We start from the raw sequence: 19573 nt of genomic DNA, 5'->3' as shown, positions 1-19573 counted from the left end.
CTTGCGGTGGCCGCCATCATAGAGGCTGCCACCGGCATCGCCCTGATTGTCGTTCCGAGCACGGTCGGCTGGTTGCTGCTCGACGAAAGCCTGTCCGGCGCGGGGTTAGCCGTCGGCCGCGTCGCCGGCGTCGCACTGCTTGCGCTGGGCGTGGGTGGCTGGGTCGGCCGCCAGCAACATGGCAAGAACTCGGCCCTGGCGGCTATGCTGACCTACAACGTCCTGACGGCCATTTACCTTGCCTATCTCGGGATCGAAGGTGCCCAAGCGGGAAAACTGCTGTGGCCAGCGGTTGCGATCCATGCCGTGCTGGGCCTGCTGCTCGCCCGCGCCTGGTTTTCGCGACAGATCTAACGACCATTGGAATGGCAGCATGGCGTGCCGGAAGGGAACGCCGATACTTGCGCTCTGCTGTGTGCCCGGCACCCAACTGCGAACGTTACACAAGACGCTCCTACTACAGAACATACCCGATGCTACGGGCCCAACGACAGGGCAATCCCCTAATGTTTCGGAAGCTAGTGAGGCGATTGCAAATGGGCAAAGGCTGCCGGCCCGTTTCGGGCAGCCGGGAGGAACGTTCATCGTGAGTATGATCAGGAATATCTCGCTTGGGCTGCCGCTCGCCCTTGCTTCCTTTACGGCCGCAAGCATGCCGGCAACCGCGCAAGATCAGCAAAAGCCGAATATCCTGTTTATCGTGTCCGACGACACCGGCTATGGCGATCTTGGCCCCTACGGCGGCGGCGAGGGACGAGGCATGCCGACTCCCAGCATCGACAAGCTGGCAGCGGAGGGCATGACCTTCTTCTCATTCTATGCCCAGCCGAGCTGCACGCCTGGCCGGGCCGCGATGCAGACGGGGCGTATCCCGAACCGTAGCGGCATGACCACGGTTGCTTTCCAAGGTCAGGGCGGCGGCTTGCCGGCAGCGGAATGGACGCTGGCGTCGGTTCTGAAGCAAGGCGGCTATCACACCTATTTCACCGGCAAATGGCATCTGGGCGAGGCGGACTACGCGCTGCCTAGCGCCCAGGGCTATGACGAGATGAAATATGCCGGGCTCTATCACCTCAACGCCTACACCTATGCCGACCCGACGTGGTTCCCTGACATGGATCCAGACCTCCGAGCCATGTTCGAGAAGGTGACAAAAGGCGCATTGTCCGGCAAGGCCGGTGGCGACGTGACGGAAGACTTCAAAATCAATGGCCAGTATGTCGACACACCTGTGATCGACGGCAAGGAAGGCGTCGTCGGCATTCCTTTCTTCGACGGCTATGTCGAGAAGGCGGCGGAGGAATTCCTCGATGAAGCCGCCAAGAAACCCAACGAACCATTCTTCATCAATGTGAACTTCATGAAGGTTCACCAGCCGAATATGCCGGCGCCGGAGTTCGAGCATAAGTCGATGTCCAAGTCCAAATATGCGGACTCGGTGGTGGAACTCGACACCCGTATCGGCCGGATCATGGACAAGCTACGTGAAACCGGCATGGACAAGAACACCCTCGTTTTCTACACGACCGACAACGGTGCCTGGCAGGACGTCTACCCGGATGCCGGATACACGCCGTTCCGCGGCACCAAGGGCACAGTGCGTGAGGGCGGCAACCGCGTTCCCGCAATCGCCGTCTGGCCGGGCAAAACTCAGCCGGGGTCCAAGAACCATGAAATCATCGGGGGCCTCGACCTCATGGCGACCTTTGCTTCCGCCGCCGGAGTGAAACTGCCGGAGAACGACCGCGAAGGTAAGCCGATTATTTTCGACAGCTTCGACATGACGCCGGTGCTGACAGGCGCGGGCAAGTCGCCGCGCAAGTCGTGGTTCTACTTCACCGAAGACGAGCTGTCTCCGGGCGCAGCCCGGGTCGGCAACTACAAGGCAGTGTTCAACCTGCGTGGTGACAACGGACAGGCAACCGGCGGCCTGGCAGTCGACTCGAACCTGGGTTGGAAGGGCGCCGAGTCCTACGTGGCCATCGTCCCCCAGGTGTTCGATTTGTGGCAGGATCCGCAGGAGCGCTACGACATTTTCATGAACAACTATACCGAGCACACATGGACGATGGTGAGCATATCGGCGGCCATAACGGAACTGATGAAGACCTATATAAAATACCCGCCTCGGAAGTTGCAGAGCATGGGCTATAACGGCCCAATTACGCTCTCCAACTATCAGAAATTCGAATGGTTGCGAGATCAGCTGGGCAAGGAAGGGTTCAACCTGGCTTTGCCAACCGGAAACTGATCCTGCGACGGCGGCCCTGCGCAAAACCGGGGCCGCCATATTCCTGGCAGCAGAGCCTGGGAACTTCATCAAAGACAGCGAGGCTCCACATGTTCGCGAAGTATGGTGTCCTCGAACTCACTCGTCGCACCCTAGTAGTCACAGCCGCCCTGATCATCGTTCCGAGCATGTCGGCTGGTTGCTGCTCGATGAAAGCCTGTCTGGTGCGGGGTTAGCCGTCTGCCGCGTCGCCGGCGTCGCGCTGCTTGCGCTGGGCGTCGGTAGCTGGGTCGACCGCCGCCAACACGGCAAGAACTCGGCCCTGGCGGCCATGCTGACCTACAACGTCCTGACGGCCATTTACCTTGCCTATCTCGGGATCGAAGGTGCCCAAGCGGGAAAACTGCTGTGGCCAGCGGTTGCGATCCATGCCGCGCTGGGCCTGCTGCTCGCCCGCGCCTGGTTTTCGCGACAGATCTAACGACCATTGGAATGGCAGCATGGCGTGCCGGAAGGGAACGCCGATACTTGCGCTCTGCTGTGTGCCCGGCACCCAACTGCGAACGTTACACAAGACGCTCCTACTACAGAACATACCCGATGCTACGGGCCCAACGACAGGGCAATCCCCTAATGTTTCGGAAGCTAGTGAGGCGATTGCAAATGGGCATAGGCTGCCGGCCCGTTTCGGGCAGCCGGAAGGAACGTTCATCGTGAGTATGATCAGGAATATCTCGCTTGGGCTGCCGCTCGCCCTTGCTTCCTTTACGGCCGCAAGCATGCCGGCAACCGCGCAGGACCAGAAACCCAACATCGTCGTCATCATGGGCGACGACATCGGCATCTGGAACATCGGCGCCTACAACCGCGGCATGATGGCCGGGCGCACGCCGAACCTCGACAAGATCGCAGCCGAAGGCATGCTGTTCACTGACTATTACGCCGAGGCAAGTTGCACGGCCGGCCGTGCAAACTTCGTCACTGGCGAACTGCCGATCCGCACCGGCATGACCACGGTTGGCCAAGCTGGCTCGCCGGTCGGTATCCCGGCTGAAGCGGTAACCATCGCAACGGCGCTCAAGTCGATGGGCTACGCGACCGGGCAGTTCGGCAAGAACCACCTCGGCGACCTCAATGAGTTCCTGCCGACCGTGCACGGCTTCGACGAGTTCTTCGGCTACCTCTATCACCTCGACGCAATGGAGGACCCTGCGCACCCCGCTTACCCGCAGGAGCTGCTCGACACGGTCGGCCCGCGCAACATGGTCCATTCCTGGGCCACGGACGTGGATGATCCGACGGTGATGCCGCGCTGGGGCAAGGTCGGCAAGCAAAAGATCGAGGATGCCGGCACGCTCTATCCCAAGCGGATGGAGACCGTGGACGACGAAATCCAGGATCTCGCCTTCAAGTTCGTGGACAAGGCCAAGGCGGACGGCAAGCCGTTCTTCCTCTGGCTCAACCCGACGCGCATGCACATCGTGACACACCTGTCGCCGAAGTATGAGGCGCTGCGCAATTCGGAGAATGGCTGGACCATTCACGAAGCCGGCATGGCTCAGCTCGACGACATCGTCGGCGCCACCATGCAGAAGCTCAAGGACATGGGCGTGGACGACAACACCATCGTCGTGTTCACCACCGACAACGGCACCGAAGTCTTCACCTGGCCCGATGGCGGTCAGACTCCGTTCGCGCAATCCAAAGGCACAGTCATGGAGGGTGGCTTCCGGGCGCCGGCGCTGCTTCGCTGGCCTGGTCATGTCCCCTCGGGCGCAGTGTCGAACGGCATCATTTCGGGGCTCGACTGGTTCCCGACTTTCGTCGCCGCGGCGGGCGATCCCAACATCGGCTCGGAGCTGCTGACGGGCAAGGAACTCGCCGGGCGGACCTACAAGATCCATCTCGACGGCTATAACCAGATGGACATGATCACCGGCAAAGGGCCTTCAGCCCGCCACGAAATCTACTACTTTGGCGAGAGCTCGCTTGGCGCAGTGCGTGTCGACGACTTCAAGTATCGCTTCATCGACCAACCCGGCGGCTGGCTGGGTGAGAAGACCCGCCCTGACGTGCCATACCTGATCAATCTTCGTCTCGATCCTTTCGAGCGCACGGGCTGGCCGGACAGCGGGACGAAAACCGGCTCGCAAAACTACTTCTCCTGGTTCCAGTATGAGTTCTGGCGCTTCGTGTTCGTTCAACAGGTGGTGTCGAAGCTGGCCATGACGGCCATTGAGTATCCGCCGATGCAGAAGGGCGCCAGCTTCAACCTCGATGCGGTGAAAGCGCAGATCGAGGCAGCTATCAAGCAGCACGCGGGGCAGTAAGCCTTGGCGCAATCCGGCGGCCGGTCGCGATTGCGGTCGGCCGCCGGACGAATATCGATGTACAAATCTGAAATATCGTGACCACACCTATAGAACAATTAAACCTGCAAACACGGGGAATTAAAATGCGATCCTTCATGACACTCGTCGCGGCAACATCAGTAGCACTTTCGTCTGCGACGGCAGCCTACGCACAAGATCAAAATCCCCTTCCCAAAGCCAGCGATGTGCTTGTCCGGTACGGGGACGACATCGAGGGCTGGACGGTCTATGCAAATCAAACCCGCGGAGATTGCTTGATCGTGCGCCAAGATGGGCCAAGTTCGGTGCAAATGGGCGTTACCGCAAATCAGGAGGTCGGGTATCTCGGCGTGTTCACGAAGGTGGATATCGGCCTCCAGGATGGGAACAAGTCGGAAATCTTCGTCTCCATCGCCGGCCATCTCTATGAGGGTGTGGCCACTAGCTTGAGCGGCGAACTCAAGGGCGGATATTCTGGCGGCTACATCTTGACAGAGGACCCGAATTTCAAGCGCGACGTGGCGAAGCAATATGAAATGATCGTGTTTCCGGAAACCAAGGGGACCTTTGTCGTCGATCTGAAGGGCACTTTCAAGGCAATGGCAATGGGCCTCAAGTGCCTCAAGCAATGACCCGCCCCGCTCGGCAGCGGCGCCGAGGACAATTGTAACCGTCGTGCGGCATATTCAGCTGATCTGTAGTGCGAAGGTGCCAAAATGCCCCGTACGACGAGCCCTGTGCAAGCTCGGAGCAGATATCCCGGCGGCGGCGTAGGCTCTCTATGGCAGTGACAGCGGAGCGCGCCTTCACCTCGCGCTCGACCTTCTCGACGCGAGGGCCTGCGCGCCGATGCCTACGGCGAGCGCATCCGCCTTGTTGCGGAGGCATCACACGTAGCGCGTGCATTCGATCAATACGCCTGTCCCCTACTCACTCCGAGCCGGAGACGGCACACCAACCCGGATCAACCTCGAAAAATCGGCCGAAATGCCTGACTTCCGCGCACGGTCGTCTATGTGGGCCAACTCCCTAAGAGTCGACAATGGCAAGCGGGTGTCGAGTGCACCCCGTGCATAGGCATAGTCGGGAAGATAGCCGTTGACGATGAGGCGCCAGTCGAGAGGGACCACGTCACCAACCGCTCTCATCATCTTGACGATTGTGGTCGTGCAGTTGGTGGTAATGGAATTGTAGAATTCTGGAGTCGCGGAAAGCGCATTTGCGTCAGAGAGATATTCCAGAAGGAGCGTCCGGGCTGCGTCCGGCGACGCCCTTAGTCGATAGATCTGGACGTCCTCTCCCCGAACATTCGACCTGACGCCGATCACGTCTCGCTCGTCAGCCGCGATAATGACCAGAGGATTGCTCTTGAACAGGTCCGCTATGGGCGAAAACTTGCCACCGTTACTTCGCCGCACCTCGATGGACCAAGCAAGATAGTCACCTCCTGCAAAGCCGAAGCTGATGATGACATGAGCGATTTTGGTTCCAGACCAATAAGACATGAAGAGGTCGACGGTCTGGACGCTGGAGAGATCGTAGGTCCTGGTTGTCCAGAGCTCGGTGAAATCAGTGTCGCTACGCCATTCGAAGGCGCGCACATCTTTTAGGGTCAACAGATTTCCGTCGTGGGTGCCAGTTACCTGACGGGCGACATCTGGCGCCCAGTCGGCTTCGCCCACAGGCTTGATCGTGCTCCACCAAACCAGAACCGCGGCAAACGCGGCGAGGAACAGCACAAACGCCTTGATGCGAAAATAGCTGAAGAGCGCGACGACGATGCCGCAGCCGAACAGGACGAAAAGGGCACAGGCTACAGCCCGACCAAGCTGTTCCACAGGCAGGCGGTACCACATGGCAAGTCCGGCCCAGGCAGTCAAGATTGCAACGGCTAGTGAAAGGATGATGGCAAGTGAGATTTGCGCGACGCGACGCATTCATTCCCCTTTCAGCCGGACGGCAGCGTTCCTGCGGATGCGCATGGTCTACCTTTCATCGGCTTTAGTACTGCCGCTTTGGTTTCGACGAATGGTTATTTCTTGCAATCTTTCCCAGTCGGAGAGGAGACAACGCAATTCTTGCCAGCCTTCGCTTTCTGGCTGTTCTGAGAACCCGCGAGAGCGTTGACGTGGTTGCCGTAGTTGTCGCGCGTATTCTGATCGACCACCGCTAAGGGTGCCGAAATCACCAACCCAGCTGCGCTGCCCGCCGCAGCTGCTGCTCCGGTCGTTGCCTGAATGATCGTGTCGCCCAGGCCAACCCTGCTGTCGGTGAGATTCTGGCCGCTGGCCATCCGCGCCCCTATCAATTGCACGATCTGGGGTGACTCGGCGAACTTGCCATGGTTTAACTTGTCTCCGGATTTGACTTTGGTCAGGTCGATGACGGTTACATTGTTTGTCGCGAATTCCTCTTTGTAGGGGGTCTGCTCCGGGTTGATCGATCCGAGCCGCGGGATATCGCCCCAGACCCGTTTTGAAATCGCCAGCGCGCGGTCATCCTGCGAAACAAAAAGGGTGAACTGGGGGTGCTGCTTGCCCATGTCGGCAATCTGCGTGCGAAACACGTCGACATCGACGTCTGGCGCAGCCAGCATGACGTTCTTGAATTTCGCCGGCAGCCCGCCGTTGCGGATGGCCATCTGGCGCAAGGCTTCCAACGCAAGCCAGTTGCCCATCGAATGGGCTAGGATCGAAACCTCTTTTACTTCGGGATCGTGAGCGAGATACTGGAACAGCTTCTCAACCGCATCCCGGGTGTAATTGGTGCTTTCCCGGTCATAGCCGTAGGCCAGCGCACTGCCTCGGGACGGCCACGTTACCAAGATCGGAGCGCTGTCGGTGCCCGTATCGTGGGCGATCTGCGCAAAGCGATATAGGGAGTCTTCGAAGCGGTTGTTGAAGCCATGGATGAAGACCAGGACGCTGTGGTCCGGGCTCTTTCTCACTGAGGCTTGTAACCACGCCTTCGCGCCCTCCACCGATAATTCTTGGGCTTTCAGAACCGCGAAATCCTTAGCCGGGTTTGATGGCAGCTTCTTGGGCCACGCGACCTCGCCGACCTTGCGCGCCGATGTCGGAGGGATCGACACCGTAATATCCGCAAACGACGGGGCTAGTCCTCGCTCACCCGTATACATCTCGGCCGGATTGGAGGAACGACTGCGGGTCGTCGCCACCAACATCTCCACCCTACTGGACGAAGGCGACGTATCGGCCACTGGCAGCAGCACGTTGGTTGGTCGGGACGCACATCCGCACACCAGGCCAAACAACGCAGACGCCAACAAAACGTTGCTGATACGCCTGACTTTGGACAGACTCACGAAACAATTTCCCAAGCTCTCCTCCCGTTTCGAAGTCGTCCAAGGCGAATGCCCGCTTGAAAGCAGTCCGGCGTTGATACGTGACGCAACAGCAGGTCGCGTGTAGCTGGCTTTGTGTGCGCGAAGATAACACGACGGGGGGCAGTGGCGGTCCCGGCCCGACGGCACCAACACGAGACCAAGCCGAGGCGCGTGTCACGCCGGCATCCGCGCGCGCCCGCATCAACCATACATCGACAAGCTGCCGATCCACAAGTGTCGCCGCCGTGAGCTGCCTGAGAGGCGTCCCAGCGACAATGCGACCCGCCTGCAGCTCTTCGCCGCCATGATCGCCTTTGGCTGCAGCGCATCACCAGCCGCGCCTGCCGCACCGCCATTCCGACCCTGCGCTTCACCGACCTCGTCGCCCGATGCCTGTTTGGGCAACGAAACTTCTTCGTATCAACCGGCCTTCGCCTATGAACAACTTTCCCCGGACAGCCCTACTTGCGACGGGGAACTCCGCTTGCTGTCTCGACCTTACCAGTGCCGAAACAGCTAGCTTGTGAGAATACGCATGCACCAAAGTACGAGCCCAGTACCTCTGTTGGCAAAGACGAGGTCCAGGAGATCATCGCAACGTTGGATGTAGCCGCAATCATCCTCGCCGAGGCCGAATCTATGCACATCAATGGTTGGTTCAGGCCTTGTCAGGGCGGGCCAACCCTTGCCGCACCGAAGATACCAGATGCTACGCGCGTATATGGGCTGGATCGTTTACATTATTTATTCAAATCGCACGCTTGGGAAAAGCAGTCGCCGGTCAAGTCGGTATCGATCGACGCGATGGTTACGCCACTGAAACCTTGAGGTGCGTTCCGCAGGGAAGTCACTCACCGACGCGCTACTAATTGGTATTGCCCAGGGCGGCTCCAATTCGGGCAGATATGGGAGAACGTGGCAATGACGAGAATTGGCTATCTGCTTCTCTTCACCTTGAGTTTGACTACAGCTCCTTTCACTCAAGCAAGTGCCCAACAGGTGACCGGCGAACCTGGTTCGCCGGGCGCGACGACCACGATCGACGGGAAACAACTTCCGCCGCCCGAGTCGAAATTCGGCGGTGTGATCAAGGAGAAGGCCTCGGAGTCGACGCCGTGGTGGCCGCCGCGCGTCGTGCCGCCGAAGGGTGCGCCGAACGTGCTGCTGATCATGACGGATGACCAGGGCTTCGGCGCGCCGAGCACCTTCGGTGGTGTCATCCCGACACCCGCCATGGATCGCATAGCCAAGGAGGGCTTGCGCTACACCAATTTCCATTCGACCTCGCTGTGCTCGCCGACGCGGGCTGCACTGATCACCGGCCGCAACCATCATTCTGTCGGCTTTGGCGTGGTCGGCGAGATTGTGACCGGGTTCCCGGGCTACGACTCGATCATCCCGCTGGAAAAGGGCACCATCGGCAAGATTCTCAAGGATAACGGCTACGCCACGTCCTGGTTCGGCAAGGACCATAACACGCCCGGCTATCAGTCGAGCCAAGCCGGCCCGTTCGATCAATGGCCGACCGGAATGGGCTTCGAGTACTTCTACGGCTTCGTCGGTGGCGACGCCAGCCAGTGGCAGCCGAACCTCTACCGCAACACCACTGCCATCTATCCGTTCGAGGGGAACCCCAGCTGGAACCTCGAGACCGCGATGGCCGACGATGCAATTCAGCACATCAAGCAGCTCAAAGAAGTCGCCCCTGGAAAGCCCTGGTTTGTCTACTATGTACCGGGCGCCACCCATTCGCCGCACCATCCGACGCCGGAGTGGATCAAGAAGATCGGCGACATGCACCTTTTCGACGACGGGTGGAACAAGCTGCGCGAGACGATCTTCGCCAACCAGAAGCGGCTGGGCATCATGCCCGAGAACGCCACCCTGACTGAGTGGCCGAAGGGACTGCCCCAATGGGATTCCCTTAGCTTTGAGGAGAAGAAGCTCTTCACAAAGCAAGCTGACGTGTACGGGGCCTACCTTGCCTATGCCGACAATGAGATCGGACGGATCATCCAGGCGGTCGATGACCTCGGCGAACTCGACAACACCTTGATCATCTACATCGGCGGCGACAATGGCGCGAGCGCCGAAGGCATGATCAACGGAACACCGAACGAGTTCACGACTTTCAATGGCGTATCGGTGCCGGTCAAGGATCAGTATCTTTGGTACCCGTTCTGGGGATCGGAACGGACGTTCCCACATTTCGCCGCTGGCTGGGCATGGGCGATGGACACACCGTTCAAGTGGGTGAAGCAGGTGCCGTCGCACTTCGGCGGAACGTCGCAGGGCGTGGTCATGTCCTGGCCAGGCCACATCACGGATGTGGGCGGCATACGCCGGCAATTCTCGCACGTCATCGACATGGTGCCGACCATCCTCGACGCGACCGGCATACCGGCGCCCGATGCGATCGACGGCATCAAACAGAGCCCGATTGAAGGCATGAGCATGGCCTATACCTGGGACAAGGCGAACGCCGATGCCCCGACCAGGCACACGACCCAGTACTTCGAGATGCTCGGCAATCGCGCGATCTACAACGACGGTTGGGTGGCCGCGACGACGCCAGCGACTCTTCCGTGGGAACTGAGCACGGCCACGCCTCCGGACGTGATCACCGGCTACAAGTGGGAGCTCTACAACGTCAACGACGATCCGACCCAGAACGACGATCTGGCGGCCAAGATGCCCGATAAGCTCAAGGAGCTGCAGGATCTCTTCTATTCCGAGGCAAAGAAGTACAACGTGCTACCGCTTGACAATTCGACGTTGGCCCGCTGGAACTCGCCGCGACCCAACCTCACGGCGGGCCGGACCGAGTTCACCTATTCGGGCGAGCTGATCGGCACCCCGGCCAGCGCCGCGCCGAGCATCCTGAACAAGTCCTTTACCATCACCGCCGAGGTCGAAATTCCTGACACCCTGTTGGGTGCCGAAGGCATGATCGTCACCGAAGGTGGGCGCTTCGGCGGCTACGGACTGTTCCTGAGCAAGGGCGACTTCGGCGTCGGGCGAGGCAAGGTCGTGTTCATGTACAACCTGCTCGACCTCAAGCGCACAATGTGGGAGGGGCCAGAACTGGAGCCCGGCAAGCACACCATCGTCTTCGACTACAAGCTGAACGGTGACACCATCGGCAGCGGCGGCACGGGCGTACTTTCCGTGGATGGAAAGGAGGCTGCCACGAACACGATGGAGAATGGCATCCCAGTCACCTTCCCGGAAGACGAGACCTTCGACATCGGGGCGGACACGCGAACCGGGGTCGCTTTGCTGGAGTATCGCTACGATGCCCCGTTCAAGTTCACCGGCACGATCGACAAGCTCACCTTCAAGCTTGGGGCGGAGGCTACCAAGCCGCCCAAGTAGCCCCTGAGCGGTCCCGATGCCTGGCACGGCGCTGAAATGGGTGCTCCCTGCCGCCGCCATTGCCGAGGCGGCGACAGGCGTTGCGCTGGTGATCGTTCCTGCGCTGGTTGGGCAGTTGCTACTCGGTGCGGAGCTTGCCGGCGCCCCCCGGATGCCGCTCAACGACAAGGAGCCAAACTGCAGCCTGTTCCGAAGGTTCGTTCAACATTACCATCCGCAACTACTGGCCGGAGGAAGCGGCGCTCGACGGTACCTACAAGAACGCGCCAATAAAAAAGGTGTCGCAGCAGCCTGACGGCAGCGCCGTCTTGCTGGCGGACGCCCGCTCGGCGCTGCACACTGGAAGCGGTCAAACGGGCGCTGGAAACTGATCGATCTGGGAGGAATGGTCCACCGATGTTTGCTTCGAACAGCACTTTGCTCCTCCGAGTGTCAGGGGTCGGCGAGGCCGCAACAGGCATCGCGTGCATAGCGGTGCCTGCTGTTGTGTCAGATCTCCTGCTCGGTTCGGCGGAGCCATCACCAGTGGCGCTTGTCTTCGCGCGCCTGGCAGGGGTAGCGCTTCTTTGCATCGGCGTCGCAAGCTGGTTGTCGAAAGGTGCCGGTCGCGGCGCTGCCCAACGGGCGCAACTCGTCGGCTTGACGATCTATTACGCTCTTGGCGCGATCGTCCTCGCCTATGCCGGCGTGACCCTGAAGCTGACCGGCGTCCTGCTCTGGCCGGCAATCCTGATACATCTGCTGTTTGCCGCATGGTGCGTTGTCGGTTTACGCGAGTCCAGTACGTCCCCTGGTCCGGTCCGATGAGCCGGGGTCCGCAATGTGACCTGCGCCTACAGAAACTACATGCGCTCTCACCACGCCGCGCTAAGCAGCTCCTTGACATGTCCCAACGTGAAGTAGGGAACGATCGAAGCGCTCGAAGTGCGTCGCAGTGACCATGGGGAATCGCAAACCAATCAAACGGGAGGACGAAAATGAATGGTTTTGAAGACAACAAATGTGTGGACCAAACCCGCCGGAACCTAATTCCCGCCTTGGCGGCTATCGCCGGCATGGGATTGCCGCTTGCTTTCGCAGCGGAGGCGAACGCCGAGGAAGCCAAGGTCCAGCTGATGTTCGTTCAGGTGTCGGAGGGGCTCAAGGTGGACGAATCCGCGAAAACCATGCGTCTTGTGAATGCCAGCCCGCACACGCTTTACTTCTCCGACCGGCCGGAAAGGATTGCCGGGCACATTAAGATGGCCGCCTATCTTGAGGAATGGACTTCCAAGGCGGGAAAGGACAATTTCGGTAAGGATCCACCCAATGCCACGCTGTCCGTTTATGAGCCGGGCCAACCCAACAACACGGTTGCTGTGATTGAGATTACAGACCCAAAGGTCGACGGTCACGACCTCGTCTACGGCTACAAGATCATCGAGGGCAAATTGCCGGCAAGCGGCGAGGAAACGGTTCTCTTCATCGACTGGATCGGGGCCGGCGGTGGCGTGGGTGTAGGCTTCCACGGTGTCGGCGTGGGCTTGCGCGGGCCCGGGCGCCTGTGATCCCAGAGCCTGCCATGCCTGTAGCACCGCGACTTGGGATGCCCGTTCGCGATTGAGCATGCGGGGGCTGTTCCTCACCGCATTCGCGACAACGCCTCGAGTTGCGACGGGAGTGCCAGATGTGGATGGAGCTCCGATATCTTCCGGACAGTTTCGCGCGCGCTAAGGACATCGCCTGAGAGGAGCTGCCGCAGCGCCTGGAGAACCAGCACTTCGGCGCGGTCGGGCGATAATGAGCGCAACACGTCGATTTCCGTTCCGGCGGCCGCGAGATCCCCGGTACGGAGCAGCGCTCCGGCAAGTGCGATCCGCACGTTCTGATCCTCCGGGTGCGCGGTTACCGCCTCGCGCAGGACCGCAGCGCCATCCTGACCCTGGTTGGCAAGCAGAGCCGCCAGATCGGTCGCGATCCGGGTGTCGCCAGCATTCCTGCCATAGGCCGATCTGAGGATGGCTGTAGCTTCGGCGGGATCACCCAACGCATCCGCGATGCGCGCTCGCATCAGCCAGGCATCGACAAGCTGCGGATCCATCAGCGTCGCCTCCGCGAATGCTGCCTGGGCGGCGTCCCAGTTGCGCGTCGCCAGGGCCAGCCCGCCGATAGCGAGCTGGCCTTCCGGAAAATCGGCGTTGGCGGCCATCGAGGACCTCAGTTCGCCGAGTGCTGCCTCCAGGGCCGCGCGCCGCTCGGCTGGCAGGTCTTGAGGCGCGACATTGGCAAGTTCCAAGGCGGCGGCTATGCGAACCGAAGCGACAGGATCGCCGAGAAGCGGCTGAAGCCTTCCGACGCGGTCTGCGGCTGGTGCGCTGCGCCACAGTCGGATCGCCGCTTCTCGCACCAGTTCACTCTTGTCGGAAAGCAAGGCGGCGAGCGACGCCGCAGTTGCGCCGTCTGCCACGTCAGCCATCTCGTGAAGTGCGGTGGCACGGGCGATGGCAGGCTGAGCGGAGTCGCGTGCGAGAGCCACCAATTGTTCCATAGTGCCGCGGTCCACGCCTGCGCGGCGCGCGCTGGCGAATACCTCGCCGTAAGTTGAGGCGGGCGACACGCGGTCCGGCGCCCATTGCCTGATCTCGCCGGCAGCCCATTCTGCCGTCTGACCGGAATGGCAGGAAAGACATGCATCCGGCGAGCCAGTCTTTTGTGACAGCAATGGATCGGGTACCCGGAAGAAATGATCGCGCCGCCCATCGATCATCATGTAGTTGCGCTTGGGCATGTGGCAGCTGACGCACTGTGCTGCCTCGCTTCCTGGGGTATGATGATGATGGGATGGCGCATCGAACACGCGAAGCTTGAGGGTCGGAAACTCCGCGCGACCGGTCTGGTTGTGACACTGCGTGCAGACCGCATTTCCGCTCGCCACCAGGTCGCCCGAATGCGGGTCGTGGCAATTGGTGCAGCTGACGCCCTTCTCATGCATTTTCGACTGAAGGAAGGAGCCGAGAATATAGACTTCGTCATGCTGCTGTCCGTCGGGGAAATAGAGTCTGTCTTCCAGCAGCGACAGCGCGTAGTGATCACCAAAGGAAGCCTGCGGCGGCGCACTGTCGGGCCCCAGCGCCTGACGCCGCGAATGGCACGGGCCGCACATGTCTGCCTCGCTAGCCTGTTTGCCGATTCCGCTTGGATGCAGCCAGCCATGAGGGTCGAGACCGGCGAACTGCGAGGTAGTCGCGGCAGGAGCCCGTTGCGCCCAGGCGACGTGAGCCTCGCCCGGTCCGTGACATGCTTCACAGCCAACCGTCAGTTCGCTCCATTCGCTATGGTAGCTACGCGCCTGGGGGTCATAGTTCTTGCGAAAGTCAGTCTGGTGGCAGACCGCGCAGCGCGCCTGCCAGTTCTTGTAGGCCCCCGACCAGTGCAGTCCGTTGCCGGCGCCAACCTCCTCATTTGGGTACAGGTGGAACCAGCGTTTGGCAACCGTATCCCAAGTGATATCGAGCGCCTGCAGTCTGCCGCGGTCGAGTTCGACCAGGTATTGCTGCAGAGGCGCGACACCGACGACATACTTGATCTCAAAAGTCTCGAGCTTTCCCTCTGCCGCATCGGTTTCGACGAAATAGCGTCCGTCCTTCTGAAAGAACCGTGACGTCACCCCCTTATGCTCGAATCGTGCGTCCTTGAAATCACCGAGGACGCTTTCCGCGGTGGGCACCCTCAAGGCCCAGCTGTGATCGGACGCCGACCACGCTTTTGTCTCGGCCGCATGGCAGCCGTCGCAAGTGGCAGAGCCCACAAAGCCAGGCGACTCGGCGGAAGAGGCTACCGTCACCGAAACTAGCAGCAATACCGACAGGCAGATGGATCTGGTGGCGCGGGCCGCAATCGCGAGGAGCATCGGTGCTTTGGCTCTTTGGCGCCGCGACAACAAACATACATCGCCGGCAAATAGGCTGAAATAAATCTTCATCGCGAGCGAGTTGGTGGTGAGCTGGTGCCCGCACAGGCAGGGAGCTTCTGGCCACCAGCGGAACTATGCATCCTCGGTGCGAAGGCCGCCCGCGCTACCAGGGGCGAATTGATCAGCACGGAACTGCCCGAGCGAACTTCGCGATGATCCTACCTCCTTCTCTCAAAGACGAGGCCGCGATCTATCTTTGAATCCCCGGCTCAGATCCGATCAGAACCGAAATCTGGCGCCGATGATTGGCCCCTGCATTGCTATGTCAAACACAAATCCGTCGTCGTCGTAGTCAACGGCAAGATAGCGATAGCCCGCTTCCAGCGTGACCGAATCACTATACCGGTACTGAAGGGTGCCCTGCACTTGCCAATCGATGTCGGCGCCGACACCGAAGCCACCGACATCCGCCTCGCCATGGAGCCCGAATCCGTTGCCCAGAGCAACATTGCCGGCCACACCAACCAGGGGGTCGACCCAAGTCTTGCTACCGCTGGCCTCCCTCACGGACAGAGGGCCTGTAATCGTCAAATCCGTATCTAGGTACCAGAGCCGTCCTCCAGCCAGAACGTCCAAGGTCGCGGTGCCAGTGTCGACGACCCGATAGGAGCCGCCGAAGGTCCACACCACCGTGTTCATGTTCACTTCGGCCGAAAGAGCCAACGGGCCGGCCGACGTGCCATCGGCCTCGAGTCCCAGGTAGATAAAGTCGGTGAAAAGAGCGTAGCGGCCATTGCGCGCCTCACCGGCAAACATGACCGGCGGGGGAGACCAATCGATGTGGTCGAAAATCTGGCTGAAATCGACATCGATATCCGCCGGCTCCAGGCCCCTGACGCCGACCCTGCCGTTCATGCCTGCCATCCAGAAATAGGGCTCTGCGGTGAAGGTCCAGACTGGCGCCGGCGCGGCTTCAGGAAGTTGCGTCGCAGCGTCCGCAGCGATCGCTGGCACCGCAAACAGCGCTGTCGCTATCGCCGCCAAAGCTGGCACGAGAGCTCGGATGATTGCCATATCGAAGTCCCCTCTAATTCCGTTTTTTACTTCATGTCCGATGCGATCGGTCTTACACCATAGCCACAACATAAACGTATTCGCAGCTTAGCCAATATGGCAGCAGCTTCCAAATAGATCTTCGTGCGGACGTCGCATGACGGTGCCTCAGGGGCAGCGGCCTTGAAGGGTTCCTCCCGAATCCGAGCTATTTGATCAGCCCGATATTGAGCAATTGAACCCGACGGTTGTCCGCCGCCTTCGGGTTTGCGGGATCGACCGGCATCTCTGATCCCACTCCGACCGAGAACAGGCGAGTCGGCTCCACCGAAAAAGTCGTGCTCAGCGCTTCCGCAATGGCTTCAGCGCGCCGTGCGCTGAGGTCAAGATTGTGTTTGGCATCGCCTGTGGCATTGGTGTGCCCAACGACAAGAAATTTGTATTGACGCAGCAGCGGATGGTGGAGTGCGTCAGCGATCAAGCCGATCGTCCTATAGGACTCGGGTTCGATCGCTACCGAGTTGTTCTCGAAGTTGATCTCGACAAAGAACTGCGGGAGGGTCGCCAGTTGGCTCCAGTGGGGCAGACCGGCAATCCCCTTGCCCGGATTGGCGGCCAATTCTTGCGTAAGCACCGCTACATCGACGGCCGGTGCAACTGAGGCGACTTGTCCCAGGGTGTCGACAAGTTGATGTTCACTCAACTGCTGAGCCCCGGCGTCGCTGGCAGCGGCCAGCAGAGCGGCCAGCGCCAAGGTATTGCGAAATCGACGAATAGACATTTATCTTTCTCCAGGTCTCAACATGGGGTCACCGCCATCCGGCATCGGTGATAGCCTGACTGCATTTCGCGCCGACGATACGCGTCGCCTTCAAGAGGCATCCAAGTATGTGCGCTTTGCCCGGCACTACCCCTCTACACGCCCGGGCCGCGTCACGCGCACAGATCTTGGTGACGCTTTCCTGCGCTGCCAGTCGTAGCTGGATCGAGGCGATCACGCCGGCCATGGTCGAGGTGCAGGTGGGTGAGACCTTCGCCTGATGCTGCGCGAGGCAGTTCTGGATTTGCCCGTTGCCGAGATTGAGGCCTTTGCAGAATTTCTTGACATCGGCGCCACAGTCATGGGTAAGCAAAGTCATCGCATCGGCGTAGCTGATGGTTTGCGCGCGGGTGACGCCGGTTTGGGCGAGAACGCTGATCAGGATCGCCCCACCAAAAACACCAAGTTTCTTTGTCATGAATCGCTCCCATGCGAAGGTTGGGGTTTTGCTCATGTGACGTTGCCCCTCATGGCGGTCGGGCAAAGACACCAGCCGAGCGTTTCATAGGCTAATCGACAAGACGCGAGACGGCCCGTAGCATCTGGTATGTTCTGTATTCCCGAAGCTCTGGCTATCAACCCGCCAGCTTAGAAACCGAGTTCCAATCCCCTGCTCTAGGTTCGTCCGATCTAGGCCACAAAGCTGACAACTCGTGTGATGAGCCAGCCCGCAGCCATTGTGCCTATCAAATAGGCTGCAGCGGTCCGTGCAGGCACAACCGGCATGGTGATCAGGGTGGTAACGATCCTAAAGGCGATTAGCACCGCCGCTACAAAAAGCATCTGGCCCGCTTCAACGCCCAGATTGAAGGTGAGAAGAGCGAGCGGCACATCCACCTGCGGAAGGCCGATCTCCTTAAGCGCACCAGCAAAGCCAAAGCCATGAAGAAGACCGAAAGCGAAGGCCACAATCCAAGGATAGCTTTCGGACAGTCGCCTTTCTCCTGGCTTGATTTTGGTGAGTTCACTGGCCACGAAGACAATGCTAAGCGCAATGGTGGCTTCTACCGGTTGCTGCGGTAGGCTGAAGTAGCCCAATGCCGCCCCTGCAAGCGTGATACTGTGGGCAATCGTAAAGGCAGTGATTGTCTTCAAGAGCATCCATCGATTGTGGATCAGCAACATGAGAGCCAGCACGAATAGAAGGTGGTCGATGCCGGACAGGATGTGATCGACACCCAACCGGAAATAGGTTTGCGCCACCTCGAAGCTGGTCTGAGCGCCCTTTACGACAGCGGTCGGCATATCTGGTTTGAGGCGGGCAATCTCCGTCGTCCCATCGCGGTAGGCAATATGGATCAGGGCGTCGGTCAGGGTTGAGCGCAAACCGTCGATGGTGATCTCATGGCCCTTGAGGCCGCCGTCGCAAGCGGCGGTCCAGACCTCAGAATAGACGCCGCCGTCGATAGATCTCGTCGGCCCGTTCTTCGCCCTGCACGTTTCCGGCAAACGCGCATAGAGGCTAAGCCGCCTGTCGCCTAGGGCCGGCACTTTCCATACCACTACAAACACATCGGGTTCCGTCTCCCGAATGTCGAGATAAGCGGGTCGCACCTCATGCGCTGTTGCAGGTGCGGATTGGAACAGCTGCAAAAGAACCGTCAATAGCGCTGCGAAGCGAATCATGGGGTGGCGCCCGATTTTGCGGGGTACTCGATCGTTACCGCATACCGCTTCAGCAACTCCTCAAGTCGGTGCTCTTCGAATTCCTTGCGTTTGTCATTCGCCCACTCGCGCGCCACGTCATCGCGCACCTCGTCAAGCGCGGGCAGACGGCCCGGCCTGCGCTCCGACAGCTTGATCACGTGAAGTCCGAAACTTGATGTAATGGGACCCGTCCACTGGCCCGGCGTTGCCTTGTCCAGCGCTTCGGCGAAGTCCGTGCCAAAAGTCTGGCCTATGGATGATTTGGTTGTCAGCGGCAGCTCTGCGGGAAGCAACGACACGTCACCCAACATCGTCGGATCGGTTGCGGGATTTTCCGTCAATGTATTCAATATGGAGGCCGCGTCCTGACCGGTCTTGTCGCCATGCTGGTCTGGGTTGAGGAAAACCTGTTCGAAGGCCAGCATCGGTTCGATCTCGAATTTGGTAGGGTGAGCCTTCAGATAGGCATCAAGCTCCCCGCTGGCCGGCGACTGTGCATCGACGAAGGAGGCGTTCATAAACCCCATCTTCAGGCTTAGGCGGCGGCGGATGACGGCGTCATCTTTGTCCAGCCCCAATGCCAGTGCCTCGCGGACGTTGATCTCTTCCTTGACGTAGTCGTCGACCAGTCCCTTGAATTCCTCGGCCGTCGGCGGTCGCTGCCAGGTCTTGCCGAAGACAGCAGTCAGTTGTTCGATCTTGGGCGCCGTGACGATGATGCGGTCCGGCGCTTGCGCTCCCCCGCGGCTGAGCAGGCCATACATCGCGAAGATGGCCAGAGCCAGAATGATGAAGTGCGCCAATGGCTCTCTCAGCAAACGTTTCAGCAAGATGATTGGCTCCGCTGGCAAAGGACAAG

Annotated in this window: 18 protein-coding genes; 10 read left to right on the top strand and 8 right to left on the bottom strand. The window is 60.0% G+C overall.

The window, feature by feature from the left end; translation table 11 throughout:
• The first annotated feature begins 6 nt into the window (after positions 1 to 6).
• The 5 genes from AC1RUK_RS21190 to AC1RUK_RS21170 all read left to right on the top strand — a co-directional run bounded on the left by AC1RUK_RS21190 (position 7) and on the right by AC1RUK_RS21170 (position 5213).
• On the top strand, positions 7 to 354 hold the full coding sequence (locus tag AC1RUK_RS21190) for a hypothetical protein (protein WP_481839093.1): 348 nt from the start codon (positions 7 to 9) through the stop codon (positions 352 to 354).
• A gap of 238 nt (positions 355 to 592) precedes the next feature.
• Positions 593 to 2251 carry an arylsulfatase gene (locus tag AC1RUK_RS21185; protein WP_481839094.1) on the top strand — a complete coding sequence of 553 codons (1659 nt, stop codon included), beginning with the start codon at positions 593 to 595 and terminating at the stop codon, positions 2249 to 2251.
• Positions 2252 to 2429: 178 nt separating this feature from the next.
• Positions 2430 to 2711, top strand: a complete 282-nt coding sequence (locus AC1RUK_RS21180; RefSeq protein ID WP_481839095.1) for a hypothetical protein — start codon at positions 2430 to 2432, stop codon at positions 2709 to 2711.
• Positions 2712 to 3009: 298 nt separating this feature from the next.
• On the top strand, positions 3010 to 4560 hold the full coding sequence (locus tag AC1RUK_RS21175) for an arylsulfatase (RefSeq protein WP_436171892.1): 1551 nt from the start codon (positions 3010 to 3012) through the stop codon (positions 4558 to 4560).
• Positions 4561 to 4685: 125 nt separating this feature from the next.
• Positions 4686 to 5213 (top strand): hypothetical protein, encoded by a 528-nt coding sequence (locus AC1RUK_RS21170; protein WP_436171893.1) that lies wholly within the window; start codon positions 4686 to 4688, stop codon positions 5211 to 5213.
• A gap of 294 nt (positions 5214 to 5507) precedes the next feature.
• On the opposite strand, the gene AC1RUK_RS21165 is transcribed toward AC1RUK_RS21170, so the two are convergent.
• Entirely contained in the window at positions 5508 to 6518 is a 1011-nt protein-coding gene (locus AC1RUK_RS21165) for an Lnb N-terminal periplasmic domain-containing protein (RefSeq protein ID WP_481839096.1), read from the bottom strand.
• Positions 6519 to 6613: 95 nt separating this feature from the next.
• Positions 6614 to 7882: an alpha/beta hydrolase gene (locus AC1RUK_RS21160; RefSeq protein ID WP_481839440.1), complete on the bottom strand. Its 1269-nt coding sequence runs from the start codon at positions 7880 to 7882 to the stop codon at positions 6614 to 6616.
• A gap of 645 nt (positions 7883 to 8527) precedes the next feature.
• Between AC1RUK_RS21160 and AC1RUK_RS21155 the strand changes: the two genes are divergently transcribed.
• The 5 genes from AC1RUK_RS21155 to AC1RUK_RS21135 all read left to right on the top strand — a co-directional run bounded on the left by AC1RUK_RS21155 (position 8528) and on the right by AC1RUK_RS21135 (position 12849).
• Complete coding sequence (locus tag AC1RUK_RS21155) at positions 8528 to 8755, top strand: hypothetical protein (RefSeq protein WP_481839097.1); 228 nt, start codon at positions 8528 to 8530, stop codon at positions 8753 to 8755.
• Positions 8756 to 8848: 93 nt separating this feature from the next.
• Positions 8849 to 11302 (top strand): arylsulfatase, encoded by a 2454-nt coding sequence (locus tag AC1RUK_RS21150; RefSeq protein WP_481839098.1) that lies wholly within the window; start codon positions 8849 to 8851, stop codon positions 11300 to 11302.
• Between the two features lie 16 nt (positions 11303 to 11318).
• Positions 11319 to 11597: a hypothetical protein gene (locus AC1RUK_RS21145; RefSeq protein WP_481839099.1), complete on the top strand. Its 279-nt coding sequence runs from the start codon at positions 11319 to 11321 to the stop codon at positions 11595 to 11597.
• A gap of 230 nt (positions 11598 to 11827) precedes the next feature.
• Complete coding sequence (locus AC1RUK_RS21140) at positions 11828 to 12109, top strand: hypothetical protein (protein ID WP_481839100.1); 282 nt, start codon at positions 11828 to 11830, stop codon at positions 12107 to 12109.
• Between the two features lie 170 nt (positions 12110 to 12279).
• The gene (locus tag AC1RUK_RS21135) at positions 12280 to 12849 is read left to right on the top strand and encodes a hypothetical protein (protein WP_436171161.1); all 570 of its coding nucleotides are present in this window, start codon (positions 12280 to 12282) and stop codon (positions 12847 to 12849) included.
• 74 nt (positions 12850 to 12923) lie between these two features.
• Here AC1RUK_RS21135 and AC1RUK_RS21130 read toward each other — a convergent pair whose 3' ends face one another.
• From AC1RUK_RS21130 to AC1RUK_RS21105, 6 genes are all read right to left on the bottom strand, one after another.
• Entirely contained in the window at positions 12924 to 15263 is a 2340-nt protein-coding gene (locus AC1RUK_RS21130) for a tetratricopeptide repeat protein (RefSeq protein WP_481839101.1), read from the bottom strand.
• Between the two features lie 210 nt (positions 15264 to 15473).
• Complete coding sequence (locus AC1RUK_RS21125) at positions 15474 to 16268, bottom strand: porin family protein (protein ID WP_481839102.1); 795 nt, start codon at positions 16266 to 16268, stop codon at positions 15474 to 15476.
• Between the two features lie 187 nt (positions 16269 to 16455).
• The gene (locus AC1RUK_RS21120; protein WP_481839103.1) at positions 16456 to 17028 is read right to left on the bottom strand and encodes an OmpA family protein; all 573 of its coding nucleotides are present in this window, start codon (positions 17026 to 17028) and stop codon (positions 16456 to 16458) included.
• Between the two features lie 28 nt (positions 17029 to 17056).
• Positions 17057 to 17485: a hypothetical protein gene (locus tag AC1RUK_RS21115; protein ID WP_481839441.1), complete on the bottom strand. Its 429-nt coding sequence runs from the start codon at positions 17483 to 17485 to the stop codon at positions 17057 to 17059.
• Between the two features lie 212 nt (positions 17486 to 17697).
• Complete coding sequence (locus AC1RUK_RS21110) at positions 17698 to 18693, bottom strand: HupE/UreJ family protein (protein ID WP_481839104.1); 996 nt, start codon at positions 18691 to 18693, stop codon at positions 17698 to 17700.
• Entirely contained in the window at positions 18690 to 19544 is an 855-nt protein-coding gene (locus AC1RUK_RS21105; RefSeq protein WP_481839105.1) for a peptidylprolyl isomerase, read from the bottom strand. The genes AC1RUK_RS21110 and AC1RUK_RS21105 overlap by 4 nt, the downstream gene beginning before the upstream one ends.
• Between the last annotated feature and the right edge of the window lie 29 nt (positions 19545 to 19573).

It is taken from the genome of Mesorhizobium monacense (assembly GCF_056781675.1).
The sequence above is the reverse complement of the archived record's forward strand: the minus strand, read 5'-3'. Positions and strand labels throughout refer to the sequence as shown.